21 protein-coding genes are annotated in these 21,792 nt (G+C 58.8%); 14 read left to right on the top strand and 7 right to left on the bottom strand.

Going from position 1 to position 21,792, the window contains the following annotated elements; translation table 11 throughout:
* Positions 1-161: 161 nt before the first annotated feature.
* Together KI811_RS11940 and KI811_RS11935 are read left to right on the top strand one after the other, a co-directional pair.
* On the top strand, positions 162-647 hold the full coding sequence (locus KI811_RS11940) for a VOC family protein (RefSeq protein ID WP_214186698.1): 486 nt from the start codon (positions 162-164) through the stop codon (positions 645-647).
* Positions 648-835: 188 nt separating this feature from the next.
* Positions 836-1,156: a hypothetical protein gene (locus KI811_RS11935; RefSeq protein ID WP_214186697.1), complete on the top strand. Its 321-nt coding sequence runs from the start codon at positions 836-838 to the stop codon at positions 1,154-1,156.
* Positions 1,157-1,321: 165 nt separating this feature from the next.
* Here the strand turns inward: KI811_RS11935 and KI811_RS11930 are convergent, their stop codons facing one another.
* On the bottom strand, positions 1,322-1,759 hold the full coding sequence (locus KI811_RS11930; RefSeq protein ID WP_214186696.1) for an MOSC domain-containing protein: 438 nt from the start codon (positions 1,757-1,759) through the stop codon (positions 1,322-1,324).
* A gap of 29 nt (positions 1,760-1,788) precedes the next feature.
* Positions 1,789-2,769, bottom strand: a complete 981-nt coding sequence (gene moaA / locus KI811_RS11925) for a GTP 3',8-cyclase MoaA (protein ID WP_214186695.1) — start codon at positions 2,767-2,769, stop codon at positions 1,789-1,791.
* 365 nt (positions 2,770-3,134) lie between these two features.
* On the opposite strand from moaA, the gene KI811_RS11920 reads away from it, so the two are divergent.
* On the top strand, positions 3,135-3,581 hold the full coding sequence (locus tag KI811_RS11920) for a GNAT family N-acetyltransferase (protein ID WP_214186694.1): 447 nt from the start codon (positions 3,135-3,137) through the stop codon (positions 3,579-3,581).
* A gap of 81 nt (positions 3,582-3,662) precedes the next feature.
* Positions 3,663-4,079, top strand: coding sequence for an RrF2 family transcriptional regulator (locus KI811_RS11915; protein WP_214186693.1), 417 nt, complete (start codon positions 3,663-3,665; stop codon positions 4,077-4,079).
* 242 nt (positions 4,080-4,321) lie between these two features.
* On the opposite strand, the gene KI811_RS11910 is transcribed toward KI811_RS11915, so the two are convergent.
* From KI811_RS11910 to KI811_RS11890, 5 genes are all read right to left on the bottom strand, one after another.
* Complete coding sequence (locus KI811_RS11910) at positions 4,322-5,233, bottom strand: bifunctional enoyl-CoA hydratase/phosphate acetyltransferase (protein WP_309298927.1); 912 nt, start codon at positions 5,231-5,233, stop codon at positions 4,322-4,324.
* 339 nt (positions 5,234-5,572) lie between these two features.
* Positions 5,573-6,046 (bottom strand): pyridoxamine 5'-phosphate oxidase family protein, encoded by a 474-nt coding sequence (locus KI811_RS11905; protein WP_214186691.1) that lies wholly within the window; start codon positions 6,044-6,046, stop codon positions 5,573-5,575.
* Entirely contained in the window at positions 6,043-7,770 is a 1,728-nt protein-coding gene (locus KI811_RS11900; protein WP_214186690.1) for a sigma-54-dependent Fis family transcriptional regulator, read from the bottom strand. The genes KI811_RS11905 and KI811_RS11900 overlap by 4 nt, the downstream gene beginning before the upstream one ends.
* Before the next feature lie 37 nt (positions 7,771-7,807).
* Positions 7,808-9,400 (bottom strand): SpoIIE family protein phosphatase, encoded by a 1,593-nt coding sequence (locus KI811_RS11895; RefSeq protein ID WP_214186689.1) that lies wholly within the window; start codon positions 9,398-9,400, stop codon positions 7,808-7,810.
* A 48-nt stretch (positions 9,401-9,448) separates the two neighbouring features.
* Positions 9,449-11,188: a sigma-54-dependent Fis family transcriptional regulator gene (locus KI811_RS11890; protein ID WP_214186688.1), complete on the bottom strand. Its 1,740-nt coding sequence runs from the start codon at positions 11,186-11,188 to the stop codon at positions 9,449-9,451.
* 656 nt (positions 11,189-11,844) lie between these two features.
* On the opposite strand from KI811_RS11890, the gene KI811_RS11885 reads away from it, so the two are divergent.
* The 10 genes from KI811_RS11885 to KI811_RS11840 are packed head-to-tail and all read left to right on the top strand — an operon-like array spanning position 11,845 to position 21,762.
* Complete coding sequence (locus tag KI811_RS11885; protein WP_214186687.1) at positions 11,845-12,990, top strand: hypothetical protein; 1,146 nt, start codon at positions 11,845-11,847, stop codon at positions 12,988-12,990.
* Between the two features lie 55 nt (positions 12,991-13,045).
* A complete protein-coding gene (locus KI811_RS11880; RefSeq protein WP_214186686.1) occupies positions 13,046-14,893 on the top strand; it encodes an FAD-dependent oxidoreductase in 1,848 nt (615 codons plus the stop codon).
* A gap of 33 nt (positions 14,894-14,926) precedes the next feature.
* Positions 14,927-15,670 (top strand): cytochrome b N-terminal domain-containing protein, encoded by a 744-nt coding sequence (locus KI811_RS11875; RefSeq protein ID WP_214186685.1) that lies wholly within the window; start codon positions 14,927-14,929, stop codon positions 15,668-15,670.
* Positions 15,671-15,709: 39 nt separating this feature from the next.
* Positions 15,710-16,234, top strand: coding sequence for a cytochrome b family protein (locus tag KI811_RS11870; protein WP_214186684.1), 525 nt, complete (start codon positions 15,710-15,712; stop codon positions 16,232-16,234).
* 36 nt (positions 16,235-16,270) lie between these two features.
* Positions 16,271-16,789, top strand: coding sequence for a QcrA and Rieske domain-containing protein (locus tag KI811_RS11865; protein ID WP_214186683.1), 519 nt, complete (start codon positions 16,271-16,273; stop codon positions 16,787-16,789).
* A gap of 15 nt (positions 16,790-16,804) precedes the next feature.
* On the top strand, positions 16,805-17,749 hold the full coding sequence (locus KI811_RS11860; protein WP_246551714.1) for a c-type cytochrome: 945 nt from the start codon (positions 16,805-16,807) through the stop codon (positions 17,747-17,749).
* A gap of 11 nt (positions 17,750-17,760) precedes the next feature.
* A complete protein-coding gene (locus tag KI811_RS11855; RefSeq protein WP_246551713.1) occupies positions 17,761-18,141 on the top strand; it encodes a c-type cytochrome in 381 nt (126 codons plus the stop codon).
* Positions 18,138-18,557, top strand: coding sequence for a twin-arginine translocation pathway signal protein (locus KI811_RS11850; protein ID WP_214186681.1), 420 nt, complete (start codon positions 18,138-18,140; stop codon positions 18,555-18,557). Before KI811_RS11855 ends, KI811_RS11850 begins: the two co-directional genes overlap by 4 nt.
* 23 nt (positions 18,558-18,580) lie before the next feature.
* Entirely contained in the window at positions 18,581-20,176 is a 1,596-nt protein-coding gene (locus KI811_RS11845) for an FAD-binding oxidoreductase (RefSeq protein WP_214186680.1), read from the top strand.
* A 23-nt stretch (positions 20,177-20,199) separates the two neighbouring features.
* Complete coding sequence (locus KI811_RS11840; RefSeq protein ID WP_214186679.1) at positions 20,200-21,762, top strand: FAD-binding oxidoreductase; 1,563 nt, start codon at positions 20,200-20,202, stop codon at positions 21,760-21,762.
* The last annotated feature ends 30 nt before the right edge of the window (positions 21,763-21,792 follow it).

The raw sequence follows: 21,792 nt of genomic DNA, 5'->3' as shown, positions 1-21,792 counted from the left end.
TCTCTTGGCTATCTTTCGCCGGAGGAGTATGAGTGGAGCATGGCGTAACCCGTGTCTACTTTATCGGGGGAAGATTCTCTGCTTCGCTCCGCCGCTGCACTCTCCCACGTTATGCAAGTTACTATAAAGCAGCAACACGTCCAAAGACCAGGAGGGGTGACATGAGCAAGCCAGCAAAGAATACGATATGCCTTTGGTACGATGGAGACGCCGAGGAGGCGGCACGATTCTATGCGGAGACCTTTCCCGATTCATCTGTTGGCGCGGTGCACCTCGCGCCGGGAGACTTTCCGTCCGGGAAAAAAGGAGATGTGTTGACGGTCGAGTTTACGGTGATGGGAATTCCCTGCCTCGGGCTCAATGGCGGACCCGAGGTCAAGCACAATTGGGCATTCTCGTTTCAGGTCGCAACCGCTGACCAGGCCGAAACGGATCGTTACTGGAACGCCATCGTCTGTAACGGCGGCGAAGAGAATGCCTGCGGCTGGTGCCAGGACAAATGGGGTCTGTCCTGGCAGATTACGCCGATAGCTCTGACCAAAGCGATAACCGATCCCGACACCGCTGCCGCCAAGCGCGCTTTCGATGCGATGATGACGATGAAAAAGATCGACATCGCTGCGATCGAGGCGGCGCGGCGCGGTTGACGAACTGGAAGAACGAGGATACATGTTACTGACCAGAGCGCAAAAGGAGCCGTGGGGACAGATTGTTACCCGGCTTCTCAGTCCTGAGGGCTTATTGGTAGCGGTCACTGTAACGCCGGGGATGCGTGAGTAGTCACTATTTCTCCCGGTCCGTCAGACACATTCATAACAACCCAAAAGGAGATATCATGAAAAAAGCGTGTTGGAGCAAGGTGTGCCTTATCATTGTAGCCATGCTTGCTGGCGGGTGTGCGAGCTCTAAGCCTACCATAGGCGATACGATGCTTCTCCAGGGTGAAACTGCCCGGGAACTGTCTAAAAAGTGGACTGAGGGGAATAGCCTGCTTATCGAAGGTGAGGAGTTAAAGAAAAAAGGGCAGAAAATGATTGAGGAAGGAAAGGATAAAATTGAAGAGGCAGATGTGATGATTTCAGAGGGGAAGCGTATGATGGAAACCAGTGAAAAGACATTTGCTGAGAAATTCCCGAACATTACCCCTCTAAGATAGAGGGTGAATCGGATAGCCGGGGGGTTATTCTCCCCGGCCTCCACATCACCGTCCATGCGGGTCCGCATACGGCGATTCCCAAAGAGTGACGCGCCGTAGCCGGTCGGATTATCCCAGGGAGCGGAATTCACATCCGCGACTCTCCACCGTGGAGAAAGTTTCCGCTCACGGTTTTTCGACTTCGACAGCATCCCCCGGCCGTATCCCGCCACCGTGCACGACTCTTGCGAAGATTCCTTCCTTTGGCATCACACAGTCGCCGGCCTGGTAATAAATGGCGCAGCGCGTATGGCATTCTTTCCCGATCTGGGTAACCTCCAGCGTCGTCTCCCCTACCCTGAGCCGTGTTCCGATCGGCAGGCCGGGGAGATCGATTCCGACAGTGGTAATGTTCTCGGCAAAATCCCCCGCCTGCACCGAGAGACCCAGGCGCTGCATCTTCTCGATGCTTTCCTGGGCCAGGAGGCTTACCTGGCGGTGCCAATCCCCCGCATGGGCATCGCCGTCGATGCCATGGTTCGTGAGCAGGCGGACACTCGCCACCGGGGTCTTTCGCTCGCCTTTGTTTTTGCTGAGGCAGACTGCCATGACTTTACCCATCATTCCGGATTCTCCTTCGGACTTCGCGTCCGTTACCCGCCAATCTGCGACATGGTGAACGAATGGTTGTCGGCTTCACGCGACATGAACATGTGCCGGTGGGGTTTCATGCCGGCAACCTGGCGCAGCGTTTCCCGCAGTCCGGCGTCGTCGCCATTTTCAAGAAAAGGTTTGAGGCTCGTTGTCCCATCGTCAAACAGACAGCTCTTTACCGTGCCGGAAGAGGTGACCCTGATCCGGTTGCAGTTCTGGCAGAAATGGCTGGATATTGGAGTGATGAAACCGAGCGTTCCCGCGGCCCCGTCAATCCGGTAGTAGACGGCTGGCCCGTCAAGTGCGTCATTGGTCACTTTTTGCAGTCGGTACCGCTTTGAAAGCCGGGACAGCAATTCGTCCCCGGGAACCATGAAGGATTGCCAGTTCCTTTCCTTCAGCGTCGGCATATACTCGATGAATCTCACCTTCAACGGCTTGTCGAGGGTCATCGCCGCGAAATCCAGCACCTCGGCGTCGTTAACCCCGCGCATCACCACCATGTTTAGCTTGATATGCTCGAACCCGGCACGCTCGGCAGCGGCGATCCCTGCCAACACCCTGGACAAATCGCCGCGCCGGGTAATCCGGGAAAACACGTCGGGACGCAGCGAATCCAGGCTTATGTTGACACTTTCAACTCCGGCGTCTCTTAGCTCACCGGCCATCTCCCCCAGGAACACGCCGTTTGTGGTCAGGACGAGTTTCTTCAAGCCGGGTATCCGCTTCAGGCCGGCAAGAAATCCGGGCATTCCCTTTCTCACCAGGGGTTCCCCACCGGTTATCCGGATCTTCTCGACACCGATGTCAACTGCCGCTTCCGCAATCCGATGCAGTTGCTCATAGCTCAGGATGTCAGCGTGCGCGCGCTTTTTGATGCCAGAGGCCGGCATGCAGTACGAGCACCGGAAATTGCAGCGATCCGTTACCGACAACCGCAGGTAATTTATCTTTCTCCCATAGATATCTGACGGGGACATAGACACCTCACATATCAAACGACCTGTTCAAAAGCGTGCCGTCTACCTGAACTCCGAGGCGAGATATTATAGTATTTTGGTACCATTTTAATATTTTAACTGTCAAGACAATTCAGTGGCACAAGTCACGAAGTTGCTCTCGCGTACCATAGAGTCGCATTTTCATAGAGTTACCCCCATAACGACGAGATAAATAACAATCTGCGGAAATATCCTTGAATCCCCCGACCTATTACGGTATTATGGTACCACTTTTACCAAGAGGATCATTCAAGCACGGAAAAATATTTTTGGGCTATTTCGCACACCGGGCCACAGAAAGAGCCCCGGCCCGGTTCCAGATGCGAGTGCCGGCAAGGTCACGAATGAGCGATCAATTATCCATCCGCAACGCAAAGCCAAGCGATCTCAACGATGTAATCTCCTTGGATACAGTCACTTCCAAGACGGAAAAGGCTGATTACTGGCGCGGGATATTTGACCGTTTTGTTACCGGCGGCAAAAGCGATCGGATCTTCCTCGTGGCAGAATCGAACGGCAGAATTGCCGGATTCATTGCCGGCGAGGTTCGCGCCTGGGAGTTCGGGTCGCCACCCTGCGGGTGGGTATTTGCCATTGCCGTTTCACCGAAAGCGCGTGAGGGAGGCATTGGCCGGCGCATGTTCGACGAAATATCCGCCCGTTTGAAACAGACCGGGGTCACCACGGTGCGCACCATGGTCGATCGCGATAACAAGTTGACCTTGTCCTTCTTTCGCAGCATGGGCCTACGGACGGGCAGGTATATCGAGCTGGAAAAACCGCTCGACTAACCGAAAGGTTGCCGGCAGCCCGCTGTAATACAATGTGCATGGCAAAACTCTACATACGTTTTACCCTGGAGAGGGAATACCATGAGACTCAATAAAGCCAGCCTTTTCGCCCTGTTTGCCGTACTGGAACTGGCCAGCGACCCTGAGCGGCAATTGTCGACCGGCGAGATCGCTTCCAAATACGGCGTCTCTCCCCATCATCTCGCAAAAATCATGCGCGACCTGGTCCACGAAGGACTGGTACAGGCAGTACGCGGCGTCGGCGGCGGCTATCGGTTTTCGGGCAACATTCAGCGAACGACGTTGCTGGATATAATTCAGATGTTCGAAAATCTGGAATCCGAGCTCGATGTGCCCCACGGAAGCCCTTTAGACGTCCCGATACTTGCGGAGCTGAAGAGCATCGCAAACGAAATCGACGACCTCACCAAAGCAGTTCTGGACACAATCACCCTGGAAACCGCCCTGAAGGGCGCGCGCCAGCGGGCGGAGATCTGAACCCAGAACAGCTGAACCCTTTGCCTCTACGAACGGTCCGGCACCGTCACGTCAATCGTTTACCACCGCCCTGCCCCGCCCCTTCTTCGGTACAGAAGCCTTTCCCCTTCATTCCCCGGCACATTCATGCCGGCGGCCGAGCCTCGCGCAACGTCCTCCCCTTGCGGGGAGTCGAGACGGCTCTTGCACGAGGCCCGGCTGCCTGTTTCACACTTCCAGTGGCCGCCGGGACACTCCCTTCCTCAGGATATGTACGCTGCCAGGGCAATGGTAAGGAGCATGGTTTCCGCCGAATCGGAGCGTGACGTGAGCACGATCGGCGCTTTCGCCCCCATCACCGCGGTGGCGATCCGCTGCTGTGTGTAATAGACCAGGCACTTCCGCAGGGGATTCGCCGAGAGGAGGTTGGGCGCCATGATGATATCCGCCTGGCCGGCCACCTCGCCTTTGATTTTCTTGTACTTGGCCGCTTCCTGGGATATGGCGTTGTCAAAGGCCAGCGGCCCCTCGACAAGACACCCTTCGATCTGGCCCCGCTCTGCCATCTTGCTCAGGGCCGCAGCCTCGATGGTGTCGGGCATGGCGGGGTTGACCACCTCGACGGCCGAGATGACAGCCACCTTCGGCAGCGTGTTGCCGAGCTTGTGGGCCAGGCCGACGGCGTTTTCGATGATCTGCTTTTTCTCGTCCAGGGTCGGCTGGACGTTGATGGCGCAATCGGTGAGGAAACGGAAACCGCCTCCCGGTGCGTCGACGATCTTTTCGTAGATGGTGATCTCGCTGATCACCCTGTTGTCGTTCAGCCCCTTCTGCTTGTCCAGGATCGCCCGCATGAAGGTGGCGGTGGGAAGGTTGCCTTTCATGATGGCGTTGGCGCTTCCCACGATCACCAGCCTGACCGCCTCTTCCGCCGCATCCTTCTGATTCGGGATATTGATTATGTTAATGAGGTTCGAATCAAAGCCGGCCTCGGCCGACATGGTCTTTATCTTCCCTTCGTCGCCGACAAGGATGAACTCGGCCAGTTTCGCCTCCAGCGCCTGCTTGACCAGCTTCATCACCGTCGTTCCCTCCGGGGATACGATGGCGATTTTCTTCTTCGGCTTTTCCTGTACGGCAGCGATCAGTTCATCGAATGATTTAAGCATGTCCACTCTCCTTTTTGAATGAAGTGAAGGCTCTTCCTTGCCTTGTTGGTTTATCTTTCAAACCAACGTTTTGCAATTTTTGCTCCATTCTCGGAGCAATAGCACAGTCATCTCCAATCCGCTGGAATTATGGGATTTTTATATGCACAGCTATTCGTTATGCTCAGTGATTGGCAATGGTGGAGGATCAGCAAGGAGGGGTAAAAGCTGCTATAGACAAGTGTTTGCGGGATGCTATCAGGCGGGAAGATAGATCAGCAGGCAAAAGCACGACCATTTGATCATATGATAAAATCAAATATAACTTCGTTTTGCCTGTTAACCAATTCGTAGATTACGAACAGGTCATTCGGCATCAATGCCGACATCAACCTCGTCGCGGTGGCCCAGGCCGAGCGAATTATCGATGAAGAAGCACCGGTGCGGGACAACCTTGTACCACCGAACCTTGGCCATGGCCTCGACAATGGCCGCCGGAGCCTGCGCCAGCAGGCCGACCAGGGGGAATTTCCTCCCATAAAGCTTGCGGGCTTTTTCTTCCTCGGCACCAGAGATTTCGGTGGCAATACCTTCGATCTGCACCCCTTTGATTTCGAGCCAGTCGGAATAATCCTCCTGGATTGTCACGGCAACGCGCGCCGTTTGGGCCAAATCGAGACAATGCCGGCTCGTCGGCGATGACAGAAAATAGAGGGTATAGCCGTCGCTGGCATAGAACACCGCCGCCGCCCAGGGACCGCCGCTGCCGTTGGTGGCCACGGTGGCTACGTTGTGGTCTCTCAGGTACCTTTGCACCCGCATGCTCAGAGTGTCGTTCATCTCCGACCGCCTGTCTCCGGCTCGCCATCGTTCAGATGGCCCAGACGATAGGCGAGCTGCGGCCGGGTGAGGCCGAGCACCCTGGCAGCAGCGGAGAGGTTGCCGTTGGCCTTCTCCACGGCGGCCCCTATCAGCATGGCCTCGGCCTGGTCCAGTGTCATGCTGCCGTTCAGGACCTCGTCGTAGAGATCCTTGCCAGGCTCAGCTTCACCACGGTCAACACCCAGACTGCCGTTGCTGTCGAGGCCGAATTCCATGGCCGGATCATTGTTGCTGGAGGAAAACATCTGCTCCAACTCGATACGGGTGCCGTTGGGTGCCAGAATGACCCCCCGTTCCACCATGTTCATGAACTCGCGGATGTTGCCCGGCCAGGGGTAGGTCAATATGACCCGCATGGCTTTATCGGTAAAGCCATTGAGCTTCTTGCCGTAGATTGCGGAATACTTTTCGATGAACCTGGTGGCAAGGAGAGGGATGTCCTCCTTGCGCTCCCTGAGAGGAGGGATAGTGATCTGGAAGGCATTGAGCCGATAGTAGAGATCCGAGCGAAACTTACCCTCCCTGACCAGCTGCTTCAGGTCGACGTTGGTCGCCGCGACCAGCCTCACATCCACCTTGCGGACCTTGTGATCACCCAAGCGCTCGATTTCCCCCTCCTGCAGAACCCGCAGCAGTTTCACCTGGGCCGAGAGCGGCAGGTCGCCGATCTCGTCGAGGAACAGCGTCCCCCCGTTGGCCCGCTCGAAGCGTCCCGGCCGGGTGTTGAGGGCACCGGTGAAGGCTCCCTTCTCTACCCCGAACAGCTCTGATTCCACCAGATCGTGGGGGATGGCGGCACAGTTGATGGCGATGAACGATTCGTTGCGACGGGTGCTGCGGTCATGCAGGGCCCGGGCGAAGACCTCCTTGCCAACGCCGGTCTCGCCCAAAAGCAGGACCGTTATCTGGCTTTTGGCCGCCTGTTGCAGCATGTCATAGGCCGTCCGGAATGCCTTGGAATTGCCGACGATGTCCGTGGGTAGCTTTTCCTTCTCGTTTATGGCCGAACGCAACTGCACCACCTGGGTCTGCAGGTCGATGAGCTGATCGGCAATGGATTCCTGGTTGAAAATGCGCAGGTAGTCGGCCGCGTCCTCCCACTCCTCGATGGGTTTGCCGACGATGCGGCAGTTGTTGTCCCCCTTGCCGACGCACTCGATTTCCTTGTACAGGATCGGCCGCCCCATCAAGGCCGTGGTATAGCCGCAGGCATACCCTATCTGGCTCCAGCAGACCGGCTCCGAATGGGTTCCGTACTGATTACGGTGCCACTGCCCCTCCCAGGAGTTTTCCCAGAGGAACTCGCCGTAGAACCTGCCGGTAGTGCGGTCGGCCTCCAGCTTGAGGGTGGTAACCTTGACGATCCCCTCAAGGGTATGAAGCTGCGTGCCGATCATGAAAGCTTCGTAGTCGGTCGCCCCCTGATCCCGCCTGCTGAAGACTTCCGCATCGTGCATGCCCGATGCAAAGCCCATGCGGATGAGAAGCCCGCGCGCGCGGTCCATGCCGAGGGTGTCTATCAACTCCTTGCGCATCCCTCCCTGGGCATTGGCATGAACCAGGAGCATACGGTGCTCGTGCAGCCATATCTGGCCTGTTTCGGCGCAGAAATGCACCAGTGAGCGCAGGTCGCTGTTGGTTGCGTCACAGGCAATTTTTCGGTTACTGCGGGGTTTGGTCATGGCCGCTTCTCTTGACAGGACGACATCACGGGCTCCGTCACCGGACGATTTTGACGATAATCATCGCGACATCGTCGGAGAGAGGCCCTGCGCCTGAAAAGGCAGATATTTTCCGGAAAATCCCGTCCATGATCTCTCTGGGATGACTCTCCCGGTGTTCGGCAACGGCCTCACAGAGCCGCCCGAAACCGAACAGCTCTCCCCCGGCCCCTTCCGCTTCCGTCACACCATCAGTATAGAGGATCAGGATGTCCCCCTCCTCTACCCGGATACTCTTTTCTTCAAAACCGACCTCTTTTTTCACCCCCATGATCAGTCCGTCAGCGTCGAGTTCCATGAACGCACCTTCCGCCGAACGGTACAGAAGGGGATGGTTGTGCCCGGCGTTGGCATAGTAAAGGGTGTGGTCGACGATGTCCATCCGGATATAGAACATGCTGATCTGAAGTTCGGCCCGGGAGAGGTCTTCGTGGAGCAGGTCGTTCACCGTGTCGAGCAGCTTTGCGGGGGGGCGTGCGGTGCAGACCTTGGCGTTGAGCACGCTGCGGGTCATAGTCATCAAGAGCGACGAACCGATGCTGTGGCCGGTGACATCGGCGATGACCATGTCGATGACGCCGTTTTCCAACGTGAAGAAGTCGTAGTAGTCGCCCCCCACATGGGCCGCGGGGACGCAGCAGCAGGCCATGAGGAGCCCCGGCAGCGATGACGGGCATACCGGCAGGAACGACTGCTGGATCTCCTTGGCTATCTCCAGCTCACGGTTGATCCGGGCGTTCCTCAGGAGTATCGCCGCGGCCTTTTTCTGTTCGGTGATGTCGGAGAAACTGCCCCGGATGCCGAGATATTCTCCGCCATCGCCGAACACGGGCTGGCAGACATGGTGAATCCAACGGATGTCGCCGTCTCGATGAACGATGCGGAAATCAACCGCCCCCAGAACCTTCGCCTCTCTCACCTCGTGCCGGTGGAGGGCCACGAGCTTGCGGTCATCGGGATGAACGATTTCCCAGATCAGGCCGGGGTCGGCATTGAACGTTTCGGCGTCATAGCCGCTGATCCTCAGGCAGGACGGGGACGAATAAATGAACTTTCCTTCCGGGCTCAACCAGAATTCCCAGTTGAACGTATTGTCGGCGACGATCCGGTACTTGACCGCCGCCTCCCTCAGCGCCTCTTCCGCACGCCTTCGTTCCGTGATGTCCCGCCCCTCCGCAACGATGAGGATCGCCTTACCCCTTTCATCCTTCACGGGCTTGAGCGAAAAATCTATGTGCGTAAGTGTTCCATCATGGGTCCGATGGGTCGTCTCGTAGCGGACGAACTCTCCGCGGGAGGCGGCCTCGACTGCCCGGCGAAGCCGGCTGCGCGCTTCAGGGGAGTGCGCCCACCACGGGGTGTCCCAGAAAGGCTTGCCGATTACTTCCGATTCCTTCCCCTTTATGGAACGGTAGGCGGTCTTATTGATCTTGATGAGGGTTCCGTCCGGCTTTAGGAGCCCCATCAACTGGAACGCCTCGTCGAAGACGACGCTCAGCAGTTCATATCTCCTGCGAAACGCCTCATCGTCGAGAAGAGGCTTGTTGCGTCGAAGGATTTTCGGAAAATGTTCGTGATAGTTGGCCGGCATGATCTTTACCTCTGAACTGCCGCGATCCGAGGCGGGTTCCGTGCCGCCTCACTCCGGGGGGTGCGCCGGATCAGCGTAGGAGCCGGCCGGGCTGGTGTCCTGCAGACGCTTGAGGCGATAGGCGAGTTGCGGCCGGGTCAGCCCGAGGGCCCTGGCAGCAGCCGACAGGTTGCCGTTGGCCGCCTTTACCGCCGATTCGATCAGGGATGCCTCAACCCCGTCCAGCGTCATGCTGCCATTGGCGACCAGCGCGTAGAGATCCATCACCGGCTCCTGAGTCCCCATGCCCAGACCGCCGCTGCTGTCGAGTCCGAACTCGGGGATCGGGTCGTGGACGCCGGCCGAGAACATCTGCTCCAGCTCGATACGCGTACCGTTGGGAGCCAGAATGACACCCCGCTCAACCATGTTCAGCAATTCACGGATGTTTCCCGGCCACGGATATGCCAGGATCGCCCGCATCGCCTTGTCGGTGAAACCGTTCAGCTTCTTGCCGTGGATAGCGGAAAACTTCTCGATGAATCTCCTGGCAAGAAGGGGTATGTCCTCCTTGCGTTCCCGAAGAGGAGGGATGTTGATCTGGAAGGCATTGAGCCGGTAATAGAGATCCGAGCGGAATTTGCCCTCCTTGACCAGCTGCTTCAGGTCGATGTTCGTCGCCGCAACCAGCCTCACATCGACCTTGCGCACCTTGTGATCGCCCAGGCGCTCGATTTCCCCTTCCTGCAGAACCCGCAGCAGCTTGGCCTGCGCCGAAAGGGGGAGATCGCCTATCTCATCGAGAAACAGCGTCCCGCCGTTGGCCCGCTCAAAGCGCCCGGGCCGGGCGCTGAGCGCGCCAGTATAGGCTCCCTTCTCCACCCCGAACAGCTCCGATTCCACCAGATCGTGGGGAATGGCGGCGCAGTTTATGGCGATGAAGGACTCGTTGCGGCGGGAACTGCGGGAGTGCAGCGCTCGCGCGAAGACTTCCTTGCCCGCCCCGGTCTCACCGAGAAGCAGGACCGTTATCTGGCTCTTGGCCGCCTGCTGCAGCATATCGTAGGAGGCTCGGAACGCCCTGGAATTGCCCACGATGTCGGAGGGAAGCTTCTCTTTCTCCCCAATGACCGACCGCAACTGCACCACCTGGGTCTGCAGATCGATCAGCTGCTCGGCGATGGATTCCTTCACGAAAAAGCGGGTATATTCCGATGCGTCGTCCCAATCCTCAAGGGGTTTCCCAACGATGCGGCAATGGCCCTCCCCCATGCCTGCGCACTCTATCTCCTTGTACAGAATGGGACGCCCCATGAAGGATGACGCATAGGCGCAGGCATACCCTATCTGACTCCAGCAGACCGGCTCCGAGTAGGTGCCGTAGTATTTTTTGTGCCACTCGCTCTCCCAGGAGTTCTCCCAGAGAAACTCGCCGTAGAAGCTCCCGGTACTGCGGTCATACTCGAGGGATACCGTCGACACCTTGGCGACCCCTTCCAGCATGTGTAGCTGCGGCCCGGCGATGAACGCCTCCACATCTCCGTCCCCCCCCGCCCTGGTGCGGGCCAGCTCAAAGTCCCGCATCCCGGCCGCATACCCCATCCGACTGAGAAGCCCCCGGGCCCGCTCCATGCCGAGGGTGTCGATCAGTTCCCTGCGCAGGGAAGCCTGAACCTCGGCGTGAACCAGGAGCATGCGATGCTCATGGAGCCAGATCTGCCCGGTTTCGGCGCAGAACTTGAGGCGCGACCGCAGGTCGTCGTCGCAGGTCTCGCGAACAGGTTTGATTTTGCCGTTGAATTTATACATAGGACACCAGATGTCTCGTTATCGTTCCTGCAAATATATAACCACGTTATATCAAACTGCATATTTTGTCCATACTTTATCCTCGCGAGACCTGCCGAAGAGACGCTCAGCATCTCTCAAAAGCCCGCACATAAAGCCCATTAATACATTACAACTATTTCATGTTTTGTTTTATTTCCTACAATAACATCAGTTTTTTCTAATCCAGCAGAGAACATGCCCGTAAAATCCCGCACAGAGGGTCGCAAGGCGGGCAAAAACATTCTGAAGCCGCTACAGTCAAGGGATAATACATTTTATACCGCCACCCTTCAATCATCACGTTTCACCATTTCATCAACAACATCCCCTCCCCACTATCCGGATTTCATCAAATGATAAATCGAAAATATCCGCCGATTCGGCGGTCCCCCCTCGAATCCGGATCCGGTCAAAGCCTGTGAAGCCCCTCCACCAGCGCCCTTTCCGTCGGCCGGCATCATCAATCAAATTTTTACAACAGTGTTTGGCATATGCAGTGCTAATAGAATCGCAAACAGGCAAGAAACGCATTTTGTACAGCTATCGTATTCACCAAATGAAATAACCATGTTTTAGCATTTTCCAATCAACAACACGTAGGGACCGACAGAGTTCGAAAGGTATGGGAGCTGATCATGACAGCAATGAATGATGGGCAACAAGGGGCGACAGTTGCAGTGACGGCGGACAACGGAATGAGCGGCGTCAAGGCAACCGCAGGAACGGAAGCCCCGGGCATCGCCGAACTTGGTCTCTATCTGCTGGTTTTCATGGCCATAAGCTGGGGGATGATGTTCTTCATCCCCACGCCGTTCCTTTTTACCGTACTCCTCCCCGCTTCCTTTTACGTCCTTTACAGCCTGGTGGTTTTCTCGCCCCTGGTTTCCGGCGGGTGGCCCTTCGCTCCTCCCCTCGGCAGCTGGCGCCCGGGCCAGAGCTGGTTGAAGCCGGGGGTGGGGACGACCGCTCTCCTGGTGGCCGTTGCCATCGCCGGCCCCCTCTTCACGAGCACGATCTATCCCCGAATCCCCCTTTTCCCGGTCGGATTCTGGTGGGGGATCATCCTCTTCACGGTCACCCTCTGGTATTCCATGGTCTGGAACGGCTGGCCCCTCAACCAGAAATGTTCTCCGGCCGTGCGGGGCATCGGGGGGGGATTGATCATCCTTGTGATCACCGCGCTCCTCTGGCAACTGGTCAACCTGAGCGGCACTCCCTTTGCCGGCGCACCCTACGATCCCCGCGGCCCCTTTCAGGCTGAATGGTTCTTCGGCCTCCTGGTCTGGATCATCGTCTGGATACAGGCCTTCTCCAACGTGCTGACCTTCCAGCAGTGGCCCTATTACAAGCTCGGCGAGCCCTGGGGCCAGATTGCCAATACGGCTGCGGCCATTGTGCTCGGCTGGCTCTGCTGGACCACAAGCCTTACGTTCATGGGCCCGACCTTCTCCTTTGCCGCGGTCGCCGGTTCCATCATCGGCATGCAGAACTTCCACGGCGCCATCTTCGGCTACTACCCGTTCCAGAAGTACAGTCAGCCCAAACGGGGCATCTGCAACTTCGTGACGGAAATCGCCCTGGCCTTCGTCTGGATCGCCCTGCTCCGGGTGCTGATGCAGCCCATTGTCGCCAAGGTGCAGGCAGCGGGGCTTCCGTTCGACATCAACGTGGTATCCGTGCTCTACACCCTGCACTTCATCGCGCTGCTCACGCTCATCCACAACTTCTATTTCCTGCGGGCACCCCTCCCCCCATCCGGGCCGCCCCCTGCTCCCGAATAAGTGAGTCAATGTCGTTCCAGCCCTGAATAGAGCACAACGAACAGAGGAGAAGACGATGGCAAACCCAAGCGGCAAATATCAGGTGAAGATCCTGGGCATCGAGGACTATCAGGCCATGACGGCATGTCAGAGCGCCTGCCCCCTGGGAACCGATACCAAGCAGTACGTACGGGCCATCACCGAAGGGGATTACGAAAAGGCTTTTCTCATCGCAAGGCAGACCAACCCCCTGGTTTCCGTCTGCAGCAGGGTCTGCACCGCCCCCTGCGAAAAGTCCTGCCGGAAAGGGGAACAGGGTCACCCGGTTGATATCCGTGCCCTCAAGCGGTTTGCCTGCGACCGGCATGGCGTGGCATCGCCCCGCGCCGTCGCCACCAGGCTTGAAGAAATCTCGCGCCAGAACGGATGGGTGGGAGACCGGACCGGCAACCATATCCTGACCATGTCCGCCGCGCAAAAGGCCGGCACAGCCGCCACGTCACGAAAGTCTGCCCCCCGGGTGGCCATCATCGGATCAGGCCCGACCGGCCTGTCGGCAGCCCACGATCTCGCCCTGCTCGGCTACCGGGTGACAATCTTCGAGGCAGCCCCCTACGCGGGGGGGATGCTGCGCACCGGGATACCGGCCTTCCGCCTCCCCAAAGAGGTGCTCCAGCAGGAGATCGATGCAATCCTGAATCTCGGCGTGGAGCTGAAGCTGAACAGCCCCATCGGCGAAGACCTGACCCTGGCCGACCTCAAGACACAGGGGTACGAGTCGGTGTTTATCACCATCGGCCTGCAAGACCCCCTGCGGATTCTGAACATTGAAGGAACCGACCTGGCGGGGATCTACAGCGGCGTCGAGTATGTGCGGGATCACGAAAAGATCCGGCTCGGGAAACGCTGCCTGGTCATCGGAGGCGGGGGGGTGGCCATTGACTGTGCCCAGCACGCCGTGCGGCAGGGGGCGGAACAGGTAATGATCGCCTGCCTTGAGTCCTGGGAAACAATGCCCGCGAGCCTGACGGAACGGGAAGATGCCCAGGAAGAGGGGATCGCGTTTCACCCCGCCCTCGGCCCGCGCCGTTTCATAGGCCACAACGGGCATGTGGTCGGGGTTGAGTTCCTGCAGGTGAGCTCCATCTTCGACAGCGAAGGACGATTCAGCCCTACCTTTGTCCCGGACAGCACCACCACCATGGAAATCGATTCGGTCATCCTCGCCGTGGGCCAAGCCTCGACCGCCCCTTCCCTGGCCGGCCTGGCAGGGCTGGACCTCACCCCCAACGGCCTGATCCGGGCGGCAGAGGACATGTCCACCAATCTCCCCGGCGTTTTTGCCGGCGGCGACGTGCGCTGGCGCTTCACCCGCAATGCCACGGACGCCATTGCCGACGGACAGAAGGCGGCCCGATCCATCCATGGCTACCTCAGCGGCCATTCGCCGCAGGTGACGCGGAAGGGGTTCATGCGGCCGGTGTCGCCGGACTTCGAGAATACCCGCTGCGATACCATCGCCCCGGTACCGATCCCCAAGCGTGATGCCGGCGAGCGGGTCCGGACCAAAGAGGAGATCACCATCGGATTCGGAGAGGCAGAGGCGCGGGAGCAGGCCGCCCGGTGCCGGCGGTGCAACATCCAGACGGTGTTCGAGCGGTCGCGGTGCCTGCGGTGCGGCACCTGCGTCGACACCTGCGTGAACGGCGCCCTGAGGATAGTCAGGATGGCGGATATCCAGGGTGACGAAAATGTGGAAAAGCTTACCGATGCCCTGAAGAAGAGTGCGCCGACCCGCAGCAAGGCAATGACCGCGATCATCAAGGACGAGAGCCGCTGCGCCAGCTGCGGCATGTGCGCCCGCCGCTGCCCCGGCGGAGCGATAACCATGGCCGAGTTTTACTGTCAAGAGGAATGGGAATAGCCAACAACCTGAGTGTGTACGTGGAGACCAATCATGAGTGAATCAGCCTACAGCATCAAAGAGTCCATCATGCAGCTTCCAAGGAACATCAAGGCTTCCATTTCCCGCCGCGGAGAAGGAACGGCGGAACAGGAACGGGCCGCCGCGGTATTCGGCAACATGTTCCTCCATGTCCATCCGGTGAGGGTCCATGTGAACTCCCTGCGCGCGGGATACACCTTCGGGCTGGGACTGATCTCCTTCTACCTGTTTCTCATCCTGGTCGCCTCGGGGCTCCTGCTGATGTTCTATTACACCCCCTCCACCGAGCTGGCCTACCGGAACATGAAAGACCTCGAATATGTGGTCACCTTCGGCGTGATCCTGCGCAACGTCCACCGCTGGTCGGCCCACGCCATGGTCGCTTTTGTCTTCCTCCACATGTGCCGGGTCTTCTATACCGGCTCCTACAAGGCCCCCCGGGAATTCAACTGGGTCATCGGGGTCTTCCTGCTGCTCGTGACGCTCTTCCTGAGCTTCACCGGCTACCTCCTCCCCTGGGACCAGCTGGCCTTCTGGGCCGTCACCGTCGGCTCCAACATCGCCTCCTATATGCCCGTACTCGGGGATTACGTCCGCTTCCTGATGCTGGGGGGGAACGAGGTCGGCCAAATGGCGCTCCTGCGGTTCTATGTGCTCCATGTCGTGGCGCTCCCTCTCCTTGCGGCCACCCTGCTGGGGGTTCATTTCTGGAGGATTCGCAAGGACGGCGGCCTGTCACGGCCATCGAACGACTGAGTCCGGTTGATACGAGAGAAAGACTGAGGAGGATCAGATATGCAAGCAGCGAAAAAAGAAGAGATTTTCCCGAAGGACCCCAACAAGACCTATTCCCTGATGGCAATCGTCGACGGCGATTCCTTCCAGGTGGAAAAAGGTCCCGAAGACACGGTGCAGAGCTGGCCGCACCTCATGGTGCGCGAATTGGGGCTCTTTCTCCTGGTCCTGGCCGTGATCCTGGGCGTTTCCCTGCTCTTCAACGCCCCCCTGGAGGAGGCGGCCAATCCCCAGCACTCGACCAACCCGGCCAAGGCCCCCTGGTATTTCGTCGGAATCCAGGAACTGGTGAGCTATTCGGCACTTCTGGGGGGGATCGTGACCCCTGCCCTGATTGTGGTCTCCCTCCTGCTCCTCCCCTATCTGGACAGGAACCCGAAGGGGACCGGCGTCTGGTTTTCCCGGGACCGGAGAGTCGCCACCATCCTGTTCACCATCTTTGTCGTTGCCATGGTCATTCTCATCCTGATCGGGCAGTTCCTGCGGGGACCGAACTGGCATCTGTACCTGCCGTGGTCCAACTGACCGGTTGATACCAAACCCCTTGAAAGGAGAAGTGATATGAGTTCCGAAAACAGCACCGGCGCAACGATTCTCCCCTTCAGAACCACCGACGAGGCGGTCGACGAAGAGCGCAGAGGCTTCGTGAAAAAAATGGCGGTAACGGCCCTGACCCTGGGGGTCGGGGGAGCCGCCATCCAGAGCGCCCGTTTTTTCAAGCCCAATGTCCTGTACGAGCCCTCGAAGGCTTTCAAGGTGGGCGATCTGAGCACGTTCCCCATCGGAAGCCGCATCGTCATCGAGGGCCGGGGGATCGAGATCGTCAGGGAACGGGACGGCATGCACGCAATCTCCCTTGTCTGCACCCATCTTGGATGCCTGATAAAGCCCGTGGAGAACGACCCGGACATCGGCTACATGTGCCCCTGCCACGGCTCCACCTTTGCCCACAAGGGAGAGGTTCAAGGGGGGCCGGCCCCGAAGGATCTCCCCTGGTACGAGATGTACATGGACAATACCGGGGCTCTCGTGGTGGACACGTCCAAGGTGAACCACAAACGGACCAAACTCGCAGTCTGAGACAGGAGCAAACCCATGGAGGATAAGCAGATGGAAAAGGCGGTTTCGCGCAAGCTTACATTATTCTGCGTCATCTGCGGGGTGGCCGTACTGGTCCTTATGGGAGCGACGGTGATCCGCGACGGGGAGCGGGAATGGAAGCATTATCAGACCCAATACCGGGAGATGCTTCTGAAGATGATCAAGAAGGAGAACAATCCGACATTCTACCAGCGGGTCGAGGAGATGAAGCCCGAGATCAGGCAGATCGTCGTGGATGAATGGAAGACGGTCGATCGCTGCACAACCTGTCACCTGGGGATCGAAGACCCCCTCTTTGCCAACGCCAAGCAGCCTTTCACAACCCATCCCAATCCGGAGCTGCTGAAGCAGCATCCGGTGGAAAAGTTCGGATGCACCATGTGCCATGGGGGCCAGGGGCTGGCGACAACCTATTATGGCTCTTCCCATCAGCCCATCGACAACTGGCCCATCACCCTGGTGGCCAAGGGGCTCATGCAATCCCGGTGCGGCTACTGCCACAAGGATTTCGAGGCCATCAAGGCCGACCGCCTGATCAAGGGACGGGAACTCTACAAGGAAATGCATTGCGCCGGCTGCCACCTGATCGACGGTCAGGGGGGAAACGTGGGGCCGGACCTGAGCAACTTCGCCGACAAGGACCCGAGCAACTTCGCCTATGAGAACATTGAGGGCCCCCACTCCAAGCAGACATGGGTCATGGAGCACTTCAAGGACCCCAAGCGGGTCAGCCCTGGCACCCCGATGCGCGCCTACGCCATGAACGATGATCAGGTCGAATGCCTGACGAGCTATGTCCTGAGCCTGACCCAGCGGGGCTTCTCGCGCCCCTACAGCACCAAGGTGAAGGCTGACTTTGTACCCCACAGGGTGGATGCCCTCGTCCCGGAAGCCGGACTATCCGTCGATGCTGAGGATGAAGCCGGGAGCAACCAATGAGGAGAGAGAGAATGAACCGGAAAACCTTGTCAATCGTGGCGGCAGCACTGGTCTTCGGGATGCTCTTCGGCTCGGGAGCCCAGGCGTCGGCACCGCCGAGAATGCCTTACGTCTTCGCCATGTACTGCCTGATGTGCCACAAGCAGGGGGTGCAGATAGGCCCCGTGGGGATCTTCGACATGATGACGAAGAGCGGCAACCCGATGCACGAACAGCTTATCCGCAACAACGTCCGCTTCGGCATAAAGGCGATGCCTGCCTTCCGGCTCTCGGAAATCAATCCCAAGGAGCTGAACAGCATCGTCGCCTATCTGAAGGACGTTGCCGCTTACCGCAAAACCAATCCCGCTTACAAACCGGCGCCAGCGGAGCAAGGAGGGGGCAAGAAATGATGGAGACCGGAAGAAGAGGATTTTTCAAGCAGATTTTCACGGCCGGCGTGGCGCTGGCCGCAAGCGGAATGAGCGCGGTTCACCCCCGGAAGGCCGAGGCTTCGGTCCAGGAGCGGATCAGGGGAATCTGCCTGTACGTGCCGACCCTCGGCAAGGCGAGCGATTTCGTCGAGATGATGAACAACAACGCCCCCGGCTCCTGGACGGCCCATCCCCTGACCGGGTCCCTGACCGAGCACTATTTCACCACCAGACAGCTTTACGCAGAGGCGCAGGGCAATGCCAACACCTTTGTCGGCGTGGTTGACCCGGCCACCTTCGCCATCGTCCACGAGGCGATCGTGGACAGCGGCGGCAGCTTCCACTACGTCACGTACGAAGAGCGGGACCGGGTGACCTTTTCCGCACGGATGTAACAACAGCCGAGGAGGTATGAACAATGAGCCGTTTTATTGCGCTCCCCAAGGGAGTGTCTGAACAAACCTTTGCCAAAGCGATCCAGGAGTACCGCGCGATTCTGGGCGAGGACCGGGTACTTACCGACCCGGCTTCCCTGCAGTCCTATATGAAGATCATGATCCCGGAGACGGAGGAGCTCCACAAGCCCTCGGCCGCCATCTACCCGAGGACCGTGAAGGATATCCAGGCTATCGTGGCCATAGCCAACAAGTACAAGACCCCTCTCTGGACCGTCAGCACCGGCAAGAACATGGGATACGGTTCCGCCGCCCCGGCCACCCGGGGGCAGATCGTGCTCGATCTGAAGACCATGAAAAAAATCATCCACGTGGATGAAGAGCTGGGGTACTGCCTCGTGGAGCCGGGGGTTACCTACTACGACCTGCAGCAGTACTTCAGGAAGCACAAGATGAACCTCTGGGTCGACGTGCCGGCCCCATCGGCCATGGCCAGCCCCGTTGGCAACACGGCTGACCGGGGCGTCGGCTACACCCCCTACGGCGAACACTTCCTCGTCTCCTGCGGCATGGAAGTGGTCCTGGCCAACGGCGACGTGATCCGCACCGGCACCGGCGGGGTACAGAACTCCACCAGCTGGCAGTCCAGCAAATGGGGATACGGGCCGTATCTCGACGGCCTTTTCACCCAGTCCAACCTCGGCATCATCACCAAGCTCGGGGTCTGGCTCCTGAAGGGTCCGCCTCCGGGCGGCTACATGCCGTTCCTGATGAAATTCCCCAAGGTGGAGATGCTGGCCGATATCGTCAAGACCTTCATGCCCCTGCGCCTGGCCCAGATCATTCCCAACGCCTGCGTCGTGGTCAACGCCGGCTGGGAAGCGGCCGGCTACTTCACCTACGACAAGAACGGCAAGGGGACCAACCGGAGCACCTTCTACAAGGGGAAGGGAAGCCTCCCCCCCAAGGTGTTCCAGGAGATCATGGACAAGTTCAAGATCGGCGCCTGGAACTTCTACGCCGCCCTCTACGGCTCCCCCGAGCAGGTGGCCCTCAACTGGAAATACGTCTCGGGCGCCTTCAAGGCCAAGTTCGGCAACCAGGTCCAGATCATCACCGAGAAGGAAGCGAAGGACGACCCCATCTTCGAGTACCGCCGCCAGTTGATGATGGGGGGAAGCACCCTTCAGGAGTTCGGCCTCTACAACTGGCGTGGGGGGGGCGGCTCCATGTGGTTCGCCCCGGTTGCGGCGGCCAGGCCGTCCGAGTGCGACAAGCAGATGAGGATCGCCACCGACATCCTCAACAAGCACGGCTTTGACTATGTCTCCGAGTTCATCGTGGGATGGCGCGAAATGCACCACATCATCGACCTGCTCTACGACCGCACCCAGCCGGACGAGATGCACCGGGCCTATCAGTGCTTCGAGGAACTGCTGAACGTATTTTCCAAGAACGGTTACGGGACCTACCGCACCAACACCGCATTCATGGAAAAGGCGGCCAAGACCTACGGGCCCGAAATGCGGAAAATCCATCGCACGCTGAAAATAGCCCTGGACCCGAACAATATCCTGTCTCCCGGCAAGTCGGGCATTAACCTGGATATTCCGCTGTGAAGACAACGTAGAGGAGGTATGAGATGAGTCGTTTTCTTGCGCTCCCCAAGGGAGTTACCGAACAAGCCTTCACCAAGGCGATCAATGAGTATCGCTCCCTCCTGGGAGACGGGCGTGTCCGCACCGATCAGGCATCCCTGAAGCCCTACCTTGCGACCACGATTGCCCAAAGCGATGCCCAGCACACCCCTTCGGCGGCGCTCTACCCGACAACCGCCAGAGAGATCCAGGCCATCGTCGGCATCGCCAACAAATACAGGACGCCGCTCTGGTCGGTCTGCAACGGCGAGAACGAAGGGTACGGCTCCTCCGCGCCGGCCACGGCCGGGCAGATAGTGCTCGATCTGCGGAACATGAAGAAGATCATCGAGGTTGATCGGGAGCTCGGCTACTGCATGGTGGAGCCCGGCGTGACCTATTCCGAGCTGCAGCAGTACCTCACGGCAAACAAAATCAACCTCTGGCTCGACGCCCCGGCCCCCTCAGCCAATGTCAGCATCATGGGCAACATCCTGGAACGGGGCAGCGGCTACACCCCCTACAGCGAGGATTTCCTCTTTTCCTGCGGCATGGAGGTGGTGATGTCGGACGGAACCCTCCTCAAGACCGGCATGGGCGGCATTCCCAATTCCACGAGCTGGCAGGTGTTCAAGTGGGGGTTCGGCCCCTATGTGGACGGGCTTTTCTCCCAGGGGAACAATGGGATCGTCACCAAGATCGGCGCATGGCTCATGGGCGCTCCGCCTCCGGGGGGATACAAGCCATTCTGCATCAGGTTCCCCAAGAACGAGATGTTGCCCGGCATCATCAAGCCGCTCATGTTCCTGCGCCAGGCACAGATCGTCCCCAACGCCTGCGCCCTGGTCAACGCCGGCTGGGAAACGGCCACCCGTTTCGCCACTGATGGAAGGAACAACGGCCGTTTTGTCAACACGGCGGCCCGGGTCATTCCAGCCGGGAAACTGGTCAACCGCAACGTTGGCGCATGGAATCTCTACGGGGCCGTCTACGGCTCTCCCGAGCAGGTGGCCCTGAACTGGATGTACGTCTCCGGCACCTTCAAGCAGGCCTTCGGCAACAAGATCAGCATCATCACCGAGAACGAGGCCAAGGGGGACCCGGCCTTCGCATACCGGAAGCAGCTCATGATGGGGGGGATTACCCAGCAGAGCCCCCTGGACCGGTGGCGCCCCGGCGGCGGCTCCATGAAGTTCGCCCCCACGGCGGCGGCCCGGCCGGCCGAGTGCGCCCAACAGGCCAAGGTGGCCGCCGAGATCCTCAACCGGCACGGCTTCGACTATCTCAGCGAGTTCAGCTTTTTCTGGTATGACGCGCGGCACATTGTGGATCTGCGCTTCGACCGCACGAAACCCGAGGAGCTGAAACGGGCCCACACGTGCTTTGACGAGCTGATCAGCACCTTCACCAAACATGGCTGGGCGGTGGGCCGCACCAACACCGCCTTCATGGACAAGGTGGCCGACTCCTACGGCCCGGCGATGAAAAGGCTCAACCGCACCATCAAGAAGGCCCTGGACCCCAACAACATACTGTCGCCGGGCAAATCAGGGATCACGGCAGTTTAACGTTCAATGACCATCTGGAGGAAACAATCC

The sequence above is a fragment of the Geobacter hydrogenophilus genome (assembly GCF_018501225.1).
Taxonomy (GTDB): Bacteria; Desulfobacterota; Desulfuromonadia; order Geobacterales; family Geobacteraceae; genus Geobacter; species Geobacter hydrogenophilus.
Note: the sequence above shows the minus strand (reverse complement) of the source record. Positions and strands in the feature narration are given on the sequence as shown.